Here is a 17,852-nt window from a genome sequence, read left to right on the forward strand (position 1 = left end):
GGCGGCGGTGCCGGTGTCTCATGGCTGCTGTGGTGGGTAGCCAGGATCTGCGCACGCCGGTCGTCATCGCTCTGCAGACGCCGGTCGTCGCCGCCTGCTATTACGTCTCCGGCGAGCTGGGGCTGCTGCGGGAACTGGTCGTGGAGGGGGCGGTCGTCACCCCCATCTGGCCTCCCACCGGCGTCTCGGTCGCCTGCCTGCTGATCCTCGGGCTGCGCTGCTGGCCGGGGATCGCCCTGGGCGCCCTCTTCATCATCATGTCCCTCACCTCGCTGACGCCGTCGGCTCTCGGCGTCCTGGCGGGCAACACCGCCGCCCCCGTCGTCGGCTACCTGCTGCTGCGGCGGGCGGGTTTCCGCACCGACCTCACGCGGCTGCGGGACGGTCTCGCCCTGGTGTTCCTGGGCGCCTTCGCCGCCATGCTGATCAGCTCGACCACCGGCGCCGGGATCCTCATCGCCACGGGCCGGATCGAGTGGTCGGGCTTCTGGGCGGTGTGGCTGGCCTGGTGGGTGGGCGACGCCATGGGCGTGCTGATCGTCACCCCGATCCTGCTCCTGCTGTCCCGTGTGCGACTGCCACTGCGCCTGTCACGCTGGAAGGAGGCCACGGGGCTCGCGGTCATCGCCTGCTGTCTGGTGCCGCTGGCCGCGCAGAGCTCGGTCAGCCTGCTGTTCCTCATCTACCCCCTGCTGATCTGGGCGGCTCTGCGCTTCCAGCTGGCCGGGAGCCTGATGTGCGCGCTGTTCGCCTCGATCATGACCACGGTTGCGGCGACCGACCGGGTCGGGCCGTTCGAACGGCTCAGCCGGGTCGAGGTGATGATGAAGCTCCAGGCCTTCAACGGGGCCATGGCGCTCACGGCCCTGATCCTGTCGGCCGTGATCACCGAGCAGATCCTCACGCGGCGTTCCGTGGAGCGCGCCTGTCAGGAGCTGGTGGAAGTCCTGGAGCACCTCACCGCGGGCGAGGCGGCGGACGCCCGGGCCCCGGTGGAGGACGGCAGGCCCGTGCGGCGACCCGAGGAGTGATCAGTCGGGCGGCACCCCGGCGTCCTGGCGCCGCCGACGCACCTCGACGGCCGACGGCGGTCACCCCCGGACGTAGGGTGGCGTCATGGCCGAGGTGGAGGTGCTGCAACTGCTGGTGTCGCCCGCGCACCGGCTGGCCGGACGGCCGTCCGACGGGCCGTCCCCCGGACCGGCCGACGAGCGGGTCACCCGCGTGGAGGTACGCCGCCACCTGGGGCTCCTGGGCGACCGCTACTACGCCCGGCCCGCCCACCGGAACGCGGCGGTGACCCTCATGGCCTCCGAGAGCCTTCCGGCCGGCGCCGACCTGCGGCACACCCGCCGGAACATCCTGCTCAGGGGCGTCGACATCGACTCCTTCGTCGGGGCGACGGTCTCGCTGGACTGCGGCACGGGGCCGGTGGAGTTCGCGGTGAGGCGTCCCGCCCGGCCCTGCGCGTGGATGGACGTGACCATCGGCCCGGGCGCGCAACGGGCCCTGCGCGGCCGGGGCGGCGTGCGGTGCACGCCGCTGAGCGACGGGGTGCTCACGCTCGGCCCGGCCACGTTCCGGGTCGTGGCCGGTGCCGACGCCGGGCCGTGAGGCGCCCGGGGGCGGTCAGCCGCCCGTCGGAGGCGTGCGGATGGCGGCGATGTCGAGCTGCAGACGCACCTTCTCGCTCACCATCGCGCCGCCCTCGGCGAGCCTGCTGTTGTACGTCAGGCCCCAGTCGGAGCGGTTGATGGTGGTGGTGCCGTCGAAGCCCACCCGGTCATAGCCGAAGGGGTCGGTGACATTTCCGATATAGGTCATGTCGAGTACGACGGGCCGCGAGACGCCTTTGATGGTCAGTTCGCCCCACATGCTGAACAGGTCGGCGCCCGTCTGCTCCACCGCCGTGCTGGTGAAGCGCATACGCGGATAGGTCGCGGCATCGAGGAAGTCACGCCCCACCAGGTGCGCGTCACGCTGTTCCACGCCGGTGTCGACACTGGAGGTGAACAGCGTGATGTCGGCCCGTGACCGTGTGGGGTCGTGCGCGTCGAAGTAGAGCCGGCTTTCGTACTCCAGGAAACAACCGCGCACGGTGGTCACCATGGCGTGCCGGACGGAGAAGCCGATCCTGCTGTGCGCGGGGTCGACGACCCATTCGCCGGACAGATTCGCCAGGCCGGGGTCCGGCAGCACGGCAGTGGAGGACGCCGATGCGCCGACGGGGCGCTGTGGGGGGAGCGGTGCCTGCCGCCGGGACGGCACCACACGGTTGAACAAGTTCATGATTCATCTAGGTACTTGAGTTTGGTTATGGCCGCAAGTCCCCGCCCGATGTACGGCTGTTGAGAACGAGTCCCCGCCCCACCTTTTGCCGCCGCTTCGCACAAAACCCACACATGACTGTCCCGGCCCCTCACCGGAACAGCCATCCGGAATCCGGGAATTTCCATGTCGGGCATTTCGGCGAATGGCCTCACGTCACCTCGATCGCCAGGTCGTTGTCGACGGTGTAGTAAGGGCGCAGGGTGGCGCCGTCCGCCGTGATCGCCGGATAGACGAACACGTGCTTGCGGTCCGCCACGTCATCGAGCAGCCGGCCGACCCGGACCGGCTGCGCCTCGGAGGCGGGCCGGACGAAGACGTCCCAGATCCGGGCCGCGCCCCCGCCGTCGCCCGTCAGCTCCCCGGGGCCGACGGTGAAGGAGAAGCCCCTGCCGTCGCCGTCGGTGCGGGGGCGGAGGGTCCGTACGGTGTCGGTGCCCCGCAGGCGCAGCCGCACGGTGGCGTCCTCGCCGAGTTCCGCACCGTGCAGGCGGGCCGTGACGTCGACGGCCCCTTCCGTGACGTCGATGGCGCGGGCCTCCGCGTGGGCGGTGCGCCGCCACGCCCTGAGGGCGAGGAAGCCGTCCTTCGTGACGTAGGGGATCCTGACGGCGACCGGCGAGGTGCGGTCGCGCAGGTGCCCGTCGACCAGGGCCCGCAGATCCCGCAGGCCGGGGCGCAGCCGACGGCGCTCGGCATCCGGTTCGGGCAGCAGGTACACGTCCCAGCGGCCTTCGGCGAGAGCCGGGTGCGGTTCCAGCACGGCGTGCCGGTGGCCGTCGGCTTGGTCGAGCTTCAGTTCGAGGTCATCGGGGGCGGTCTCGGCCCGGCCCTTCTTGGGCCGCAGCCGCAGGAGCAGCCTGGGGTGAGCAGCAGGGCCGGGCGGCAGCCGGAAGGTGATCCGGCCGTCTGTGTCGATCACGCAGTCGGCGCGCGGCTCCGGATCGGCGCCGCCGTGCCGCGGGCTCGTCCCCGTGTCCTGCTCGGTCTTCGGCGTCAGGCCCTCGTGCGTACCGGTCGTGCGGTTCTCCGGGGTGTTCATCGGCGGCCCTTCCGTATCGAGCGCAGTACGCCGGTGGCGGCGGCGTGGGCGGCGTCACGGGCGGCGTGACCCCGGCCGGCCAGGACGCCGCGGGTGCGGTGGTCGTGTGGTGCGGCCGCATGGCCGCCTCTTCTGGCCGCGGCGGCCGTCTCCAGGAGGCGTTCGGCCTGGGCGACGACGGGGCCCGGGGCGAAGCGGCGTGCGTGGTCCAGGGCGGCCCGGCTCATGCGGCGGCGGCGCTCGTCGTCGCCGACGAGTTCCAGCAGGGCCGCAGCGAGTGCGTCGCGGTCCCCGACCGGTACGAGCCGCCCGTCGGACCCGTCCTGGATGATCTCGCCGGGGCCGTAGGGACAGTCGGTGCTGACGACGGGCAGTCCGCAGCGCATCGCCTCGACGATGGTCATGCCGAACGGCTCGAAGTTGGACGCGGCCGCGCCGATCGAGCCCTTGGCCCACTCGGCCTCCATGGGGGTCGCCGCGCCCATCAGGAACACGTTGTTCCACAGGTGGAGCCGCTCGATGAGCTCCCGCAGCCTGGGCTGCTCCTCGCCCTTGCCGTAGATGCGCAGCTGCCAGTCCGGATGCGCGGCGGCGACCTGGGCGAACGCCTCGATGAGAAGGTCGTAGCGCTTGACCGGGACCAGGCGGCCCGCGGCGACCACGACCTTGGCGGTGCTGTCGGCCGGAGGCAGGACGGGGTCCGGGACGCTGTTCGGGAGGGCCTCGACGTGGACGCCGGGCAGCCACATCTTGCGGCGGTAGGCGGCGGCGTCCGCCTCCGTGACGGTGGTGATCACGTCGAGGCGGCGGTAGGCCCGGCGAAGGGCGGTGCGCAGCCGCGGCGAGTGGTTGTCCAGCGTGAGGTGCTCCTGGCCGACGCGCAGGACGTGCTCGGGAGCCTGGCGGGCGATGTGCACGTTGAGGCCGGGGCGGGTGCCGATGACGACGTCGGCGTCCAGGGCCGCGAGGCAGTCGCCGATGCGCTGGTCGGTCAGCTCGCTGTACTGGCGGTGGCGGTACTCGGCGGCCGGGAACACCTTGGCCGGTCTCCGGTGCAGCGGATGGTCCGCTTCTTTGCGCAGGTCGACCAGCGCCCGCAGCCGCACCCGGGGATCCAGGACGAGATTCGGGCGTTCACGGTGCCGTAAGGCGGAGACGATCTCCACGTCGTGCCGCTCGGCCAGGGCCCCTGCCAGGTTGAACGTGGTGGTGATCGTGCCTCCGATTCCGTAGGCGTTGTGAATGAGGAAAGAGATCTTCATGATGGCCTAGACCGTGTCAACGACCTGTTCGTTGTTCGTCGTTACCACTTCGTGGCCGGCCCGGCGGCCTTGCCGATCCGGATGATTTCTGAATGATCTCGGGCATAAGTGGCCTGGGCCATATCGGTATGCCCCCGATGTGTGGATAGCTGGATGTGTTTGCCCGCGCATCGTCGCGTTTCGGGTGCACCCTCATATCGAGCTTCAGGAGACCCATGCGCCCCCGTACAGCCTCCGTCTCACGTGTCGCTTCCCTCCCGTCCGTCGCCCTGGCCGGTGGCGCGCTGGCCGTGGGGGTGGGCGGCCTGTATCTCGGCGGCCTGCTCCTGACCGGTGGGGAGATCGACTCCGGCACGACCGTGCGCGGGGTGGAGATCGGGGGGCTGAGCCGCGCGGAAGCGGTGCGGAAACTGGAACGGGAGCTGGGCGCGGCCGGCGCACGGGACCTCCCCGTGACGGTCGGTGACCGCACCGGGACGATCGACCCGGAGGACGCGGGTCTGTCCTACGACCTCCGGGAGACCGTCGACCGGGCGGCGCGCACCGGCGCCGATCCGCTCAGCGTGTTCGGCGGCCTCTTCCGCTCGGGCGGCGCCATCGAGCCCGTCGTCCACCTCGACGAGGGCAAGGCGCGGGCCGCCCTCGGACACCTCGCGAAGGACCTCGACCGGAAGGTCCGGGACGGCGCCGTCACCTTCGACGACGGCCGGGTGCGGACGGTCGCGGCCCGCACGGGATACGCCCTGGACGTCAACGCCTCGGTCGGCCCCCTGCGCGACTCCTTCCTGCGGGGCGCCACCCGTACGGCCACTCCCCTGCCCACCCACGAGACCCGGCCGAAGGTCACGGACGACGAGGTGCGGCGGGCCGTACGCGCCTTCGCCGGACCGGCCGTGTCCGGCCCCGTCACGCTCACGGCGGCCGGCGAACGGTTCACGGTCGGCCCGGACGCGCTGGGCGAGCACCTGGCCATGCGGCCGGACGCGCACGGCACATTGAGACCCGAGCTCGACGCCAAGGGGCTGCGTTCCGAGCCCTCCGTGGCCGGCCCGCTGAACAGCATCACCACGACCGCCGAGAACGCGAAACTGCGGGCGGAGGGCGACAAGGCCGTGGTGGCCGAGGACGCCGTCGTGGGCCGGTCGGTCACCGACAAGGCGCTGGGCGAGGCCGTGCTGCCACTGCTCGGCAGGACGGGCGCCGCCCGCAGCGGTGAGGTGAAGGTCCGCGAGACGCAGCCGGAGGTGACCCGCGAGAACGCCGCGGAACTGGGCCTGACGGAGAAGATGTCCTCCTTCACCGTCCACTTCGAACCGGCCGAGTACCGCACCAAGAACATCGGCCGGGCCGTGGAGCTCATCAACGGCTCCCTGGTCGGGCCGGGCGAGACCTGGAGCTTCAACCGGACCGTCGGGGAGCGCAGCGAGGCCAACGGCTTCATGGACGGCATCATCATCCTCGACGACAAGTTCACCAAGGCGTCCGGCGGCGGCGTCTCCTCCGTGGCCACGACCGTGTACAACGCGCTGTTCTTCGCCGGCGTCAAGCCGGTCGAGCACGGAGCGCACTCCTTCTACATCGAGCGCTACCCCGAGGGGCGCGAGGCGACGGTCGCCTGGGGCAGCCTGGATCTGCGGTTCACCAACGACTCCGGCAAGGCGCTCTCCATACAGGCCGAGTCCACGGACACCTCCGTCACGGTCTCGTTCCTGGGCACCCGCGCGTACGACGAGATCAAGTCGGTCACGGGCCCGCGCACCCACGTGACCAAGCCGAAGAAGCAGGTCAGTCACGACAAGGAGTGCGTGCCGCAGACCCCGCTCGAAGGGTTCGACGTCACCGTGGAGCGGGTGTTCTACAACGACGGCCGGGAAGTGCGGCGGGAGCCGTACCGCACGCACTACACCCCGCGCGACGAGATCGTCTGCGAGTGATCCCTCCCCCGCTCGCCGCCCTTGGCAACTCTCCCTTCCCTCCGAGGCGTTGACCCCGCCCCGGAGCGCCAGCACAATGAGCGCGCACTGATTGAGAGCGCTCTCAAGGGAGATCCATGACTGGCAGACAAGGCCCGGCGCTCAGCCGGCGTTCGCTCATCGGTGCCGGACTCGGCATCAGTGCCGCGGGGCTCACCGCAGCCGGCCCGGGACAGGCCTTCGCCGCCGGATCTCCCGGTACGCGTCCCGCATCGGCCCCGGCCCGCGGGCATGCCTTCCTCGCCGCCGCCATGGACGCCTACCCCGACCACGGCGCCATCCGCCTGACCCAGAGCTACACCGATCAGGCCGGCCTGTTCAGCACCGCCTTCACCTACGACAACGCCCTCGCGATCCTGGCCCACCTCTGCGCCCGCACCCCCGTCGGCCTGACCCGGGCCACGACGCTGGGCGACGCACTGCTCTACGCCCAGGACCACGATCCGGCCCACGACGACGGCAGACTCCGGCAGGCCTACAACGTCGGGCCGTACACCTTCTACGACGGCTCGCCCCAGCCGGACGGCTTCGTCCGCGCCGACGGCACCGCCAACGTCGGTACGCAGTTCGGCTTCACCGGCACGGCCGTGGGCGACATGGCCTGGGCGGGCATCGCACTCAGCGCCCTCGCCCGCCGCACCCGAGCACGCCGCTTCCTCGCCGGTGCCGTGCGCATCGGTGAATGGATCGAGCGGACCGGCCGGACCGACGAGCCCCTCGGCGGCTACAAGTTCGGCGTCGACGGAGCGAACCGGAAACTGCCGTTCACCTCGACCGAGCACAACACCGATCTCGTCTGCCTCTTCGGCCGCCTCGCCGTCCTCACCGGAGACCGGGTGTGGCGGGAGCGGCAGGCCCGGGCCGAGGCCTTCGTGCGGCGCATGTGGGAGCCGTCCGGCGGGTTCTTCTACACCGGCACCGACGACGGCGTCACCATCAACAGGTCCCCGGTCCCCGAGGACACCCAGACCTGGACCCACCTCGCGCTGGGTCACCGCACCCGCGGCTTCTCCCGTTCGCTGGACTGGGCCGCGGCCGGGCTGGCCGTCCTGGACCACTCCGGGCGCACCAACAGCACCGTGCCGGCCGGGCAGTTCTACGAGGGCGTCACCTTCAGCTCGGCGAGCCTGCTCGCCGACGAGGACGCCCCGATCGCCGAGGGCCAGCCCCGGCCCGACCGCAACGGCGTCTGGTTCGAGGGCACGGCCCATCTCGCGCTCGCCCTGCGCGACCGCGGGGCCCGTGGTGACGAGGCACGCGCCCGGCGTCTGCTCGCCTCGACCGAACAGGCACAGGACGAGCTGGGCGGCGGGCAGACCGTCGGCGGGAAGGCACTGCCCGAGCGGTCCGGTGTGGTGTCGGCGAGCAGTCCGCTGGACACGGGGTTCGGCTTCGGCTACTACCCCTACCGGCACACCGGCGCCACCGCCTGGTACCTGATGGCGGCGGCCCGGTTCAATCCGCTGCGGGTGTGACGGTCCCGCCCCGGTCCGCCGCCACTCGCGGCGGACCGGGGGTGGACGCTCAGGCCAGCCGGTGGACGACCTGGGTGGTCAGTTCGTAGCGGGCCCCGACGACCGCCAGCTTGCCGCTGCCGATCCTCGCGGCCAGCTCGGGCTCCGCCGCCAGTTTCGAACGGACGAGCCGGACGTTGGCACTCACGGTCGCGTCGATCCGGGCATCCCCCTCCTGCCCGTGGTCTATGGCCGGGCGTATCTGGTCGACGAGGTACTGCATGTGAGCGGGCAGGTGCTGCCCGGACCGCTCTGCCTCGATCGCGGCCCGCACCGCGCCGCACGACTGATGCCCGAGGACCACGACCAGCGGGATGCCGAGCTCCAGCACGCCGTAGGCGACGCTGCCCAGCACGGCCTCGTCCAGCACCTCGCCTGCGGTGCGCACGGTCATCAGGTCCCCCAGCCCCTGGTCGAAGACCAGCTCCGGCGGCACCCGCGAGTCGATGCAGCCGAGGACGACCGCGAAGGGATGCTGGCCGGTGGCCAACGTCTGCCGCACGGCGGGGTCTTCATGCGGGTGCCGCTCCCGGAAGGCCTGCCAGCGGCGATTGCCCGCGGCCAGTTCCTTCAGGGCTTCTTGCGGGGTGGCGGGCCGCGGGGGTGTCTCGCGGACCGGGGTGGCGGCCGTGGCCGGCCGGATGGCGCCGACACCCGCGCCGACGGCTGCGGCTCCGGTCAGGGCGGTACGCAGAAGGGTGCGGCGGCCGGCGCCTCTGTGGGCAACGGAATCTGTGTTCACGACCCGAACGTATGCCCGGGTGCGGGCTCGAGCGCCGTCCTTGCCGTTTCATGGTGAGAGTTGGGTAAGTGATGTTCTTACCTTGAAGGCTTCTTGACGGTCCCTCAGGCAACCAGCGGAACGCCCGGGCCTTCCGGCCCGGGCGTTCCGTTCACGCTGGGTTGATCAGACCAGGTCGAACCGGTCGAGGTTCATGACCTTGACCCACGCCGCGACGAAGTCCTTGACGAACTTCTCCTTGGCGTCGTCGCTCGCGTAGACCTCGGCGAGGGCGCGCAGCTCGGAGTTGGAGCCGAAGACCAGGTCGGCGCGGGAGCCGGCCCACTTGACCTCGCCGGTGGCGGCGTCGCGGCCCTCGAACGTGGTCTGGTCCTCGGTCGTCGACTTCCACGTGATGCCCAGGTCGAGCAGGTTGACGAAGAAGTCGTTGGTCAGCGAGCCGGGCGTCTTGGTGAAGGCGCCGAGCTGGGACTGCTGGTGGTTGGCGCCCAGCACCCGCAGGCCACCGACCAGGACGGTCATCTCGGGAGCGCTCAGGGTGAGCAGGTTGGCCCGGTCGAGCAGGAGGAACTCGGCGGGGAGGCGGTTGCCCTTGCCGTAGTAGTTGCGGAACCCGTCGGCGGTCGGCTCGAGCGCCTCGAACGACTCGGCGTCGGTGTGCTCCTCCGTGGCGTCCACACGGCCCGCGGCGAAGGGGACCTCCACCTGGAAGCCGGCTTCCTTGGCGGCCTTCTCGACGGCGGCGGTGCCGCCGAGGACGATCAGGTCGGCCAGGGAGACCTTCTTGGCGCCGGCGCCGGAGTTGAACTCCTGCTGGATGCCCTCCAGAACCCGCAGGACCTGGGCGAGCTCGTCGGGCTCGTTGACCTCCCAACCGCGCTGCGGCGCCAGGCGGATGCGGGCGCCGTTGGCGCCGCCGCGCTTGTCGCTGCCGCGGAAGGTGGACGCCGAGGCCCACGCGGTGGACACGAGCTGCCCGACGGACAGACCCGACTCGAGGAGCTTGGTCTTGAGCACCTCGATGTCACCGGCGTCGATCGGCTCGCCCTCGGCCTCCGGCAGCGGGTCCTGCCACAGCAGGGTCTCGGCGGGGACCTCGGGGCCGAGGTAGAGCGACTTCGGGCCCATGTCACGGTGGGTCAGCTTGAACCAGGCGCGGGCGAAGGCGTCCGCGAACTGGTCGGGGTTCTCGTAGAACCGGCGGGAGATGGGCTCGTAGATCGGGTCGAAGCGCAGCGCCAGGTCGGTGGTGAGCATCTTCGGGCGGTGCTTCTTCGAGGAGTCGTGGGCGTCCGGGACGATCTCCGGGGCGTCCTTGGCGACCCACTGGTTGGCACCGGCCGGGCTCTGCTCGAGCTCGTACTCGAACTCGAAGAGGTTCTTGAAGAAGCCGTTGCTCCACTGGGTGGGCGTGCTGGTCCAGGTGACCTCCAGGCCGGAGGTGATGGCGTCGCCGCCCTTGCCCGTGCCGTAGGTGCTGCGCCAGCCCAGGCCCTGCTCCTCCATGGAGGCGGCCTCGGGGTCGGCACCGACGTGGTCGGCGGGGCCGGCACCGTGGGTCTTGCCGAAGGTGTGGCCGCCGGCGATCAGGGCGACGGTCTCCTCGTCGTTCATCGCCATGCGGCGGAACGTCTCACGGATGTCGCGGGCCGCGGCGATCGGGTCCGGGTTGCCGTTGGGGCCTTCGGGGTTGACGTAGATGAGGCCCATCTGGACGGCGCCGAGGGGGTTTTCCAGATCGCGGTCGCCCGAGTAGCGCTTGTCGTCGAGCCAGGTGGTCTCGGGACCCCAGTACACGTCCTCCTCGGGCTCCCAGACGTCCTCGCGGCCACCGGCGAAGCCGAAGGTCTCGAAGCCCATCTGCTCCAGGGCGACGTTGCCGGTGAGGATCATGAGGTCGGCCCACGAGATGCTCTGGCCGTACTTCTTCTTGACGGGCCACAGCAGGCGGCGGGCCTTGTCGAGGTTGCCGTTGTCCGGCCAGCTGTTGAGCGGGGCGAACCGCTGCTGGCCGGCGCCGGCACCGCCGCGGCCGTCGCTGATGCGGTAGGTGCCGGCGCTGTGCCAGGCCATACGGACCATCAGGGGGCCGTAGTTGCCGAAGTCGGCCGGCCACCAGTCCTGCGAGGTGGTGAGCACCTCGGCGATGTCGCGTTTCACGGCGTCGAGGTCGAGGGCCTGGAAGGCCGCGGCGTAGTCGAAGCCCTCACCGAGGGGGTTGGCCACCTCGGGGTTCTTGGCGAGGATCTTCAGGTTGAGCCGCTCGGGCCACCACTGGCGGTTGCCGCCGCCCTGGGTCGGGTGCAGAGCGCGGCCGTGGGCCACGGGGCAGCCGCCTCCCGCTTCCTCCGACTTGGAGTCGGTGACGATCGCGTCGTGGTTCTCAGTCATGGAAATCCTTCCGGACGGGGTGGATCACGGTGCTCGGGTGGATCACGGTGCTCGGGTGGATCACGTGCTCAGGAACTGCGAGCGGTGGAGCAGGTGGGGCACAGGCCCCAGTAGATGACCTCGGCCTCGTCGACGGCGAAGCCGCGGTCGTCGGAGGCGGTCAGGCAGGGGGCGTGGCCGACCGCGCAGTCGACGTCGGCGACGGCTCCGCAGGAGCGGCACACGAGGTGGTGGTGGTTGTCGCCGACGCGTCCTTCGTAGAGGGCGGCCGGGCTGCCGGGTGGGTCGAGGCGACGTATGAGTCCCGCCGCGGTGAGTGCGTGGAGCCCCTCGTAGACGGCTTGGACGGAGACGTGGCCCACGCGGCCGCGCACCTCGGAGGCGATCGCCTCGGCGCCGAGGTGGTCACCGTCCCGTACGGCCTCGAGCAGCGCGACGCGGGCGGCCGTCACCCTCAGGCCGGCACCGCGCAGCTCTTCTGCGGTGGTCGGGTTCCCGGAAGCGGTCATGCGGCCAACCTAGCGGCATAAACACGATTGGTTCAAGAAAAGGAATGGTTCAATTTTGATGTCGGGCGCGTAAGGCGTGGGGGGACAGCGCATTCGCGGCTTGTGAGCTCGGTCACAGGTGCCATGGTGGCCCCCCGGCGGACGCCGGCCGTCGCGCACCGCCGCGAGGTCTGCGGATCACGCGTCCGGCGAGGTCAGGCGTTCGAGCTGGGCGGCGGCGGTCGCGGCCTTGCGGCCGGCCTCGCGGACCCGGCGGTCGGCCGCGCGTGCCGCCTCCCGGGCCGTCCGCTCGGCGAAGCGGACCTGCTGGTGTTCGCTCCTGGTGCGTTCCAGTTCCTCGGTGAGCTCCTCCACGCGTCGCTGGAGGCTCTCCATCCGCTGCTTCGCCTCGTGTGCCGCCCGGCTCGCGGTCGCCGCCTCGTCCCGCAGTTCGCTCAGCTCGCGCTCGGCGGCTTCGGCCTCCTCGCGGGCCCGGGCGAGTTGGCGTCGCCGCTGTTCGTCAGCCTTCTTGCCCGGGCGCGAGGAAGCGCGGGCGGGTGCGGGGGCGGGGCTCCTCGGCCGGGCGCCCTCGGCGGCGGCGGGGAAGCCGACGGCCGCGTCCAGCGGTTTGGCCAGGCGGCCGCTCGCCCAGGCCCGTGCGGCCTCCGGGTCGGCCAGGACGGCGTGCAGGGTGTTCTCGACCTCGCGCTGCACGCTCTCGCCGATCGGATGACCTGCCTCCTTGGCGAGCTGCCGGGCCTGGAGGGACAGGGCCCGGATGAGCGCGTGCTGCCGGCGGCTCAGCTCGCGCAGCTGGGCGCCGTCGAGGTCCTGGTGGGCCTGCCGCAGCCCCTCGCCCAGGCGCAGCAGGGGTTCCACTTCGCCGGGGCTGCCGCGGACCAGCAGGTTGCTGACCCAGGCGGCGAGGGTGGGTTTGCGCAGGGTGCGGATCCGCTCGGCGAGCTCCCGGTCACCGGCGGTGCGGGCGGAGGCCATGGCGGAGGCGCGGGCGGCGGTGAACTCCTCCGGGCGCAGGGCGTACAGCTCGTCGGCGACGGAGTCGTAGTCCATGAGCACCCCTTTTCGCGCGGAAGATCCGCTTTCGATCGTCTCAGGGGCGGCCCGGGGAAGCGCGCGGAGAGGGCCGCGAAAGCGTCGGAGACACCCCGTTCATGATCGAGAAATCGACGGTTTAACATATGAGCGCCGCCTAGCTCGAAAGATGGACTCGTGACTGTCAACGACGACTCGTTCACCAACTGGAAGATCCGCGAGGAGATCGCGGAGTCGATGATCCCGATCATCGGGAAGCTGCACCGGGAGCGGGACGTGACGGTCCTGCTGCACAGCCGCTCCCTGGTGAACAAGTCGGTGGTCAGCATCCTCAAGACCCACCGGTTCGCCCGTCAGATCGCCGGCGTGGAACTCTCGGTCACCGATACCCTGCCGTTCCTGCAGACCCTCACCACGCTCGACCTCGGCCCCTCCCAGATCGACATCGGCCTGCTCGCCGAGGCCTACCAGGCCGACGACCGGGGCCTGTCGATCGCGGAGTTCACCGCCGAGGCCGTCGCCGGCGCCACGGGCGCCAACAAGATCGAGCGCCGTGAGGGCCGGGACGTCGTCCTCTACGGCTTCGGCCGTATCGGCCGGCTCGTCGCCCGGCTGCTCATCGAGAAGTCCGGCTCGGGCAACGGTCTGCGGCTGCGGGCCATCGTCGTGCGCGGGGGTGGGGAGCAGGACATCGTCAAGCGCGCCTCGCTGCTGCGCCGTGACTCCATCCATGGCCAGTTCCAGGGCACGATCACCGTCGACGAGGCGAACAGCACCATCGTCGCCAACGGCAACGCCATCAAGGTGATCTACGCGAACGACCCGTCCGAGATCGACTACACGGCGTACGGCATCAAGGACGCCATCCTCATCGACAACACCGGCAAGTGGCGTGACCGCGCGGGCCTGTCGGAGCACTTGCGCCCCGGGATCGACAAGGTCGTGCTGACCGCGCCCGGCAAGGGCGACGTCCCCAACATCGTGCACGGCGTCAACCACGACACGATCAAGCCGGACGAGCGGATCCTGTCCTGCGCGTCCTGCACCACGAACGCGATCGTGCCGCCACTGAAGGCGATGGACGACGAGTTCGGGGTCCTGCGCGGCCACGTCGAGACGGTTCACTCGTTCACCAACGACCAGAACCTGCTGGACAACTACCACAAGGCCGACCGCCGTGGCCGGTCCGCGCCGCTCAACATGGTCATCACCGAGACGGGTGCCGCCTCCGCCGTCGCCAAGGCGCTGCCCGACCTCAAGGCGCCGATCACCGGCAGCTCGATCCGCGTCCCGGTCCCGGACGTCTCGATCGCGATCCTCAGCCTGCGGCTCGGCCGTGAGACCACCCGCGAGGAGGTCCTCGACCACCTGCGCGACGTCTCCCTGACCTCGCCGCTCAAGCGCCAGATCGACTTCACCACGGCTCCCGACGCGGTCTCCAGTGACTTCATCGGCTCGCGCCACGCCTCGATCGTCGACGCGGGCGCGACCAAGGTGGACGGCGACAACGCGATCCTCTACCTGTGGTACGACAACGAGTTCGGCTACTCGTGCCAGGTCATCCGTGTCGTGCAGCACGTGTCCGGCGTGGAGTACCCGACGTACCCGGCCCCGGCGGTCTGATCCCGGGAAGACGAAAGCGCGGGGCGTGCGGGCCCCGCGCTTTCGTGTGTCACCGGCGGGTGAGCTCGATCCGGTACTGCCGTGTCCGCGAGCCGTCTTCGCTGGTCACGGAGACGATGCGGGTCGTCTTCGCCCCGGCCGGGTCCTTGCCGACCGTCACTTCCGCGTAGGGGTCACGCGGCGTGGTGGTGATCTGGGCCCGGTCCGGGCGGTCGACCGCCACGCGGTACTCCGTCCGGTCCGGGTCGAAGCCGCTGAGGGCCCGGCCGTCCACCTCGATCGACGAGGCCGCCGCGTCCGGGGAAGCGCCCGGCGCCTTGGCGAGGAGCTCGATCTCCCCGAGGGTGATGTAGCCGCCCGGGCGCGCCGTCATGACCACGCGCACATCCGTCACCGGGCCGCTCGTACGCACCGGCACATCGGCCACCGGCGTCCCCTCGGTTCCCACCGGGACCTCGTCGCTCGCGTCGGACCAGGTGCCGTCGGCGCCGCGCACCCGCACCTTGAGGGACTGGGCGAAGCTGACGTTGGTGCCGTCGCGGTGGAAGTGGGTGACGACCCGGCTCAGATCGCGTGCCTCCGGCAGGGTGAAGGTGATGGTGTCGGAGGGGTTCTTCGTGCCCGACCTCCAGTTCGACCAGGCCTTCTCGGACGTGGTGCCGTTGCGCAGGCCCTCGGCGGAGTACCCGCTCTCGGAGTAGGTCGCGCCGACCGTCACGCCCTCGTCGCGCGCGGCGTTGGTCTCGCGGGGTGCGGTGACCTGGACGCGTACGGTCGCCGCGGCCGTGTCTCCGCCGGGGACGCGGGCGGTGCCGCGCAGGGTCACCACGCCGGTGTCGTCGAACGCGTCCTCGGGGGCGGGGTCCCAGCTGACCGGGAGGTCGGCTGTTCCGCCGTGCCGTCCCACGCCGGTGACGGTGGCGGGCAGGTCGGGCCGTCCACCGGTGTAGGTCTTGGCGCGGGCCGGGAGAGTGGAGGCGACGGTGTCCACGGTGACGACCGCCTCCGCCGGGACCGTGCGGCCGAGCGGGTCGGTGGCCTGCCCCTTCACCCGTACCGTTCCGGGGGTACGCCAACGCGACTCGGAGGGCAGTGTCCACTCGACCGGCAGCTCGCCCCGGCCGCCGTCGCGGAAGACGGGCGTCACGGTCGCGGGCAGGTCGGGAGCGCGGCCGGGGACGGTGAACGCCTTGGCCGGCTGCGTCCTGAGCACCGTCTCGTCCCGCACGCCCCAGCGCTGGTTGGCGTTGGAGGTGGGCAGGAAGGCCGAGACCCGGGCGCCGTCGGCGGTCGACTGGCCGACGACATCGAGGAGACGGCCCGTCGCGGCGTTGACGAAGGTCCAACTGCCGTCGCCGGTGGTGGACATGATCCACTGCGCGGCCGGGGTGTCCTCGTCCTCGAGGACCGCTTCGTCGTCGCGCACGGCGAGGCGCCTGCCGTCGGCGGCGTTGACGAGGGCGTAGCGTTCACGGTTTCCGCTGCCGCGCGTCAGGTGCTCGACGGACCAGAGCTGGGAGGTGGCGGCCGGGTCGGCCGTGCGCACGACGACGCCGTCGCCCTCGGAGGACGGCGCCAGGGACCTGCCGCTCTGGGCGCCCTGGAGACGGTAGACGTGACCGGGCTGGACGAGCGCCGCGTCCTTCGCGGTGCCGGACACCCCGTCGACCAGGAGGGTGGTCACCGACTTGGCGGGGACGGTCACGGTGGCGGAGCCGTCCTGGACCTTCACGCGCGTGCCGCGCACGAGGGCGCCGTCGGCGCTGGTCACCACGGGGGTCACGGTGGCGCCCGGGGCGATCCGCCGGAACTTCGACAGGTCGAGGGTCACCGCGCGGGGGGTCGTGCCGTTGTTGACGTGCACCACCGTCGCCCCGCGGCCGGACTTGCGTACGGCGGCGACGCTGGAGGCGTCGTCGACTTTGACGAAGCGGTCGCCGGGGCGGATGTGGTGGGTGAAGTTGCGCAGGGTGTGGAACTTGGTGTTGGCCTTGACCGGGCAGGTCTCCAGGGTGTCCTTGGAGGTGCAGTTGAACGGGATGTGGATGCTGCCCCAGTTCTTGCCGGCCTGCGCCTGGGGAATGGAGTCCTCGATCGGCTGCCACAACACCCAGGCGGACGGCTCCAGTTCACGGATGTCGTCGACGACCCGGGTGGCGATGCCGAGCCCCGGTTCCATGCCGGTGAAGTCGGTGCCGGTCCCCCAGGTGCCCTCGACCTCGCTCATCCAGAACGGCCGGCCGGCGGCCTTGGCGCTGTCACGGGCGCTGGTGCGCATGCCGGTGCCGTAGGTGTGCACGTTGAGCTGGTCGACGACGGCCCGGGCGGAGCCGTCGTAGGCGTTCCAGTTGCGGACGAAGGTGCTGGGGTTGGTCTCGTCCATCGCGGAGATCCTGGCCCGGGTTTTGGCCTTCTCCAGTACGCGTGACAGGGCCAGGACGACCTTCTGCTGGAGTTCCGGGCCGGCGTGGGCGCCCTCCTGGCGGCCACCGGTGGGCTGTCCGTCGGGGCCGATCTGGGTGCCCCAGTAGTTGGTGTTGGGTTCGTTGAGCGGGGCGATGGTGTCGAAGTCGATGCGGTGCTTCTTCTCCAGGTGGTCGGTGACCTTGACCAGGTAGGTGGCGAAGTCGTCGACGCGGTCCGCGCGTATCTGGTCGGTGTTGGCGTCGAACCCTCCGGACACGTAGCCGCTGACGGTCTGGAACCAGGGCGGCGAGTTGCTGAAGGCCTCCCAGCGGGTCACCTTGTTCTTGACGCGGTCCACCCACCAGCGCTGCCCCGCGTCGGCTGACCAGTCCCAGTGAGCGGGGTCGTCCGGGTTCCACCAGTCGGTGTCCTCCCGGGTGGTGCCCGCGGGCGCCTTCCAGAAGCCGTCCATCGTCGCGCCGGTCTTCATGTAGTCCTTGCGGACGTCGGGGGCGTTGCCGCCGCCGATGTTGTAGCGCGCGATGTTGAGGCGGAGCCCGTCCTCGCCGAACAGCATGTCGGCGAGCTTCTGCCGGATGGGTTCGGGGTAGCGGCCTGTGATGTTGGCGAACCAGACGAGGCTGGTCCCCCACCCCTCGAACTCCTGCTGCCGGTAGGACGGGTCGATCCGTACCGTGACCGCACTCGCCGGCGGGTCGGCGGCGGCCGCGGCCGGAGGCACGGCCATGAGGCCCGCGCCGAGTGCCAAGGGGACGGTGACCGCCAGTGCCGTCCGGGCCAGGCGATGTCTGCTGGACATGGATTCCCTTCGGGAGCGAACAGAACCGCGCAGAACCAATCGAGCTTCCCGAATGTTTTAGGACGGCAATCAACACGTCAAGAGGCGGGGCGAGTTGGGAGTGCTCCGAGAGACGAACGTGGCGGGGGCGGGGGGCGGGGGGGGGGGGGGGCGGGGGCGGGGGGGGGGGGGGGGGGGGGGGGGGGGGGGGGGGGGGGGGGGGGGGGGACG

The 17,852-nt window shown here is 71.2% G+C and carries 13 protein-coding genes; 5 read left to right on the forward strand and 8 right to left on the reverse strand.

Features of this window, described 5'->3' with window-relative positions; translation table 11 throughout:
• Positions 1–29: 29 nt before the first annotated feature.
• Together AC0665_RS32460 and AC0665_RS32465 are read left to right on the forward strand one after the other, a co-directional pair.
• Positions 30–1,031: an MASE1 domain-containing protein gene (locus AC0665_RS32460; RefSeq protein ID WP_478608883.1), complete on the forward strand. Its 1,002-nt coding sequence runs from the start codon at positions 30–32 to the stop codon at positions 1,029–1,031.
• Positions 1,032–1,116: 85 nt separating this feature from the next.
• A complete protein-coding gene (locus AC0665_RS32465; RefSeq protein ID WP_478608465.1) occupies positions 1,117–1,614 on the forward strand; it encodes a molybdenum cofactor biosysynthesis protein in 498 nt (165 codons plus the stop codon).
• A 15-nt stretch (positions 1,615–1,629) separates the two neighbouring features.
• Here AC0665_RS32465 and AC0665_RS32470 read toward each other — a convergent pair whose 3' ends face one another.
• The 3 genes from AC0665_RS32470 to AC0665_RS32480 form a co-directional block, all read right to left on the reverse strand.
• Complete coding sequence (locus AC0665_RS32470; protein WP_468412550.1) at positions 1,630–2,289, reverse strand: YceI family protein; 660 nt, start codon at positions 2,287–2,289, stop codon at positions 1,630–1,632.
• 190 nt (positions 2,290–2,479) lie between these two features.
• Positions 2,480–3,370 (reverse strand): transferase, encoded by an 891-nt coding sequence (locus tag AC0665_RS32475; protein WP_478608462.1) that lies wholly within the window; start codon positions 3,368–3,370, stop codon positions 2,480–2,482.
• Positions 3,367–4,632, reverse strand: a complete 1,266-nt coding sequence (locus tag AC0665_RS32480) for a glycosyltransferase family 4 protein (RefSeq protein WP_478706404.1) — start codon at positions 4,630–4,632, stop codon at positions 3,367–3,369. Before AC0665_RS32480 ends, AC0665_RS32475 begins: the two co-directional genes overlap by 4 nt.
• A 215-nt stretch (positions 4,633–4,847) precedes the next feature.
• On the opposite strand from AC0665_RS32480, the gene AC0665_RS32485 reads away from it, so the two are divergent.
• Both AC0665_RS32485 and AC0665_RS32490 read left to right on the forward strand, forming a co-directional pair.
• Entirely contained in the window at positions 4,848–6,566 is a 1,719-nt protein-coding gene (locus AC0665_RS32485; RefSeq protein WP_478706405.1) for a VanW family protein, read from the forward strand.
• A 116-nt stretch (positions 6,567–6,682) separates the two neighbouring features.
• Entirely contained in the window at positions 6,683–8,080 is a 1,398-nt protein-coding gene (locus AC0665_RS32490) for a Tat pathway signal sequence domain protein (protein ID WP_478706406.1), read from the forward strand.
• 49 nt (positions 8,081–8,129) lie between these two features.
• Here the strand turns inward: AC0665_RS32490 and AC0665_RS32495 are convergent, their stop codons facing one another.
• The 4 genes from AC0665_RS32495 to AC0665_RS32510 all read right to left on the reverse strand — a co-directional run bounded on the left by AC0665_RS32495 (position 8,130) and on the right by AC0665_RS32510 (position 12,811).
• Entirely contained in the window at positions 8,130–8,861 is a 732-nt protein-coding gene (locus AC0665_RS32495) for a carbonic anhydrase (protein ID WP_478608453.1), read from the reverse strand.
• 165 nt (positions 8,862–9,026) lie between these two features.
• Positions 9,027–11,252: a catalase/peroxidase HPI gene (gene katG / locus AC0665_RS32500; RefSeq protein WP_468639743.1), complete on the reverse strand. Its 2,226-nt coding sequence runs from the start codon at positions 11,250–11,252 to the stop codon at positions 9,027–9,029.
• A 68-nt stretch (positions 11,253–11,320) separates the two neighbouring features.
• Complete coding sequence (locus AC0665_RS32505; RefSeq protein WP_363119709.1) at positions 11,321–11,761, reverse strand: Fur family transcriptional regulator; 441 nt, start codon at positions 11,759–11,761, stop codon at positions 11,321–11,323.
• 177 nt (positions 11,762–11,938) lie between these two features.
• Positions 11,939–12,811 carry a hypothetical protein gene (locus AC0665_RS32510; RefSeq protein WP_478608450.1) on the reverse strand — a complete coding sequence of 291 codons (873 nt, stop codon included), beginning with the start codon at positions 12,809–12,811 and terminating at the stop codon, positions 11,939–11,941.
• A gap of 159 nt (positions 12,812–12,970) precedes the next feature.
• On the opposite strand from AC0665_RS32510, the gene AC0665_RS32515 reads away from it, so the two are divergent.
• Positions 12,971–14,416, forward strand: a complete 1,446-nt coding sequence (locus AC0665_RS32515) for a glyceraldehyde-3-phosphate dehydrogenase (RefSeq protein WP_468412566.1) — start codon at positions 12,971–12,973, stop codon at positions 14,414–14,416.
• Positions 14,417–14,465: 49 nt separating this feature from the next.
• On the opposite strand, the gene AC0665_RS32520 is transcribed toward AC0665_RS32515, so the two are convergent.
• Positions 14,466–17,642, reverse strand: coding sequence for an RICIN domain-containing protein (locus AC0665_RS32520; protein WP_478608445.1), 3,177 nt, complete (start codon positions 17,640–17,642; stop codon positions 14,466–14,468).
• Between the last annotated feature and the right edge of the window lie 210 nt (positions 17,643–17,852).

The organism is Streptomyces sp. NPDC043685, assembly GCF_056436585.1.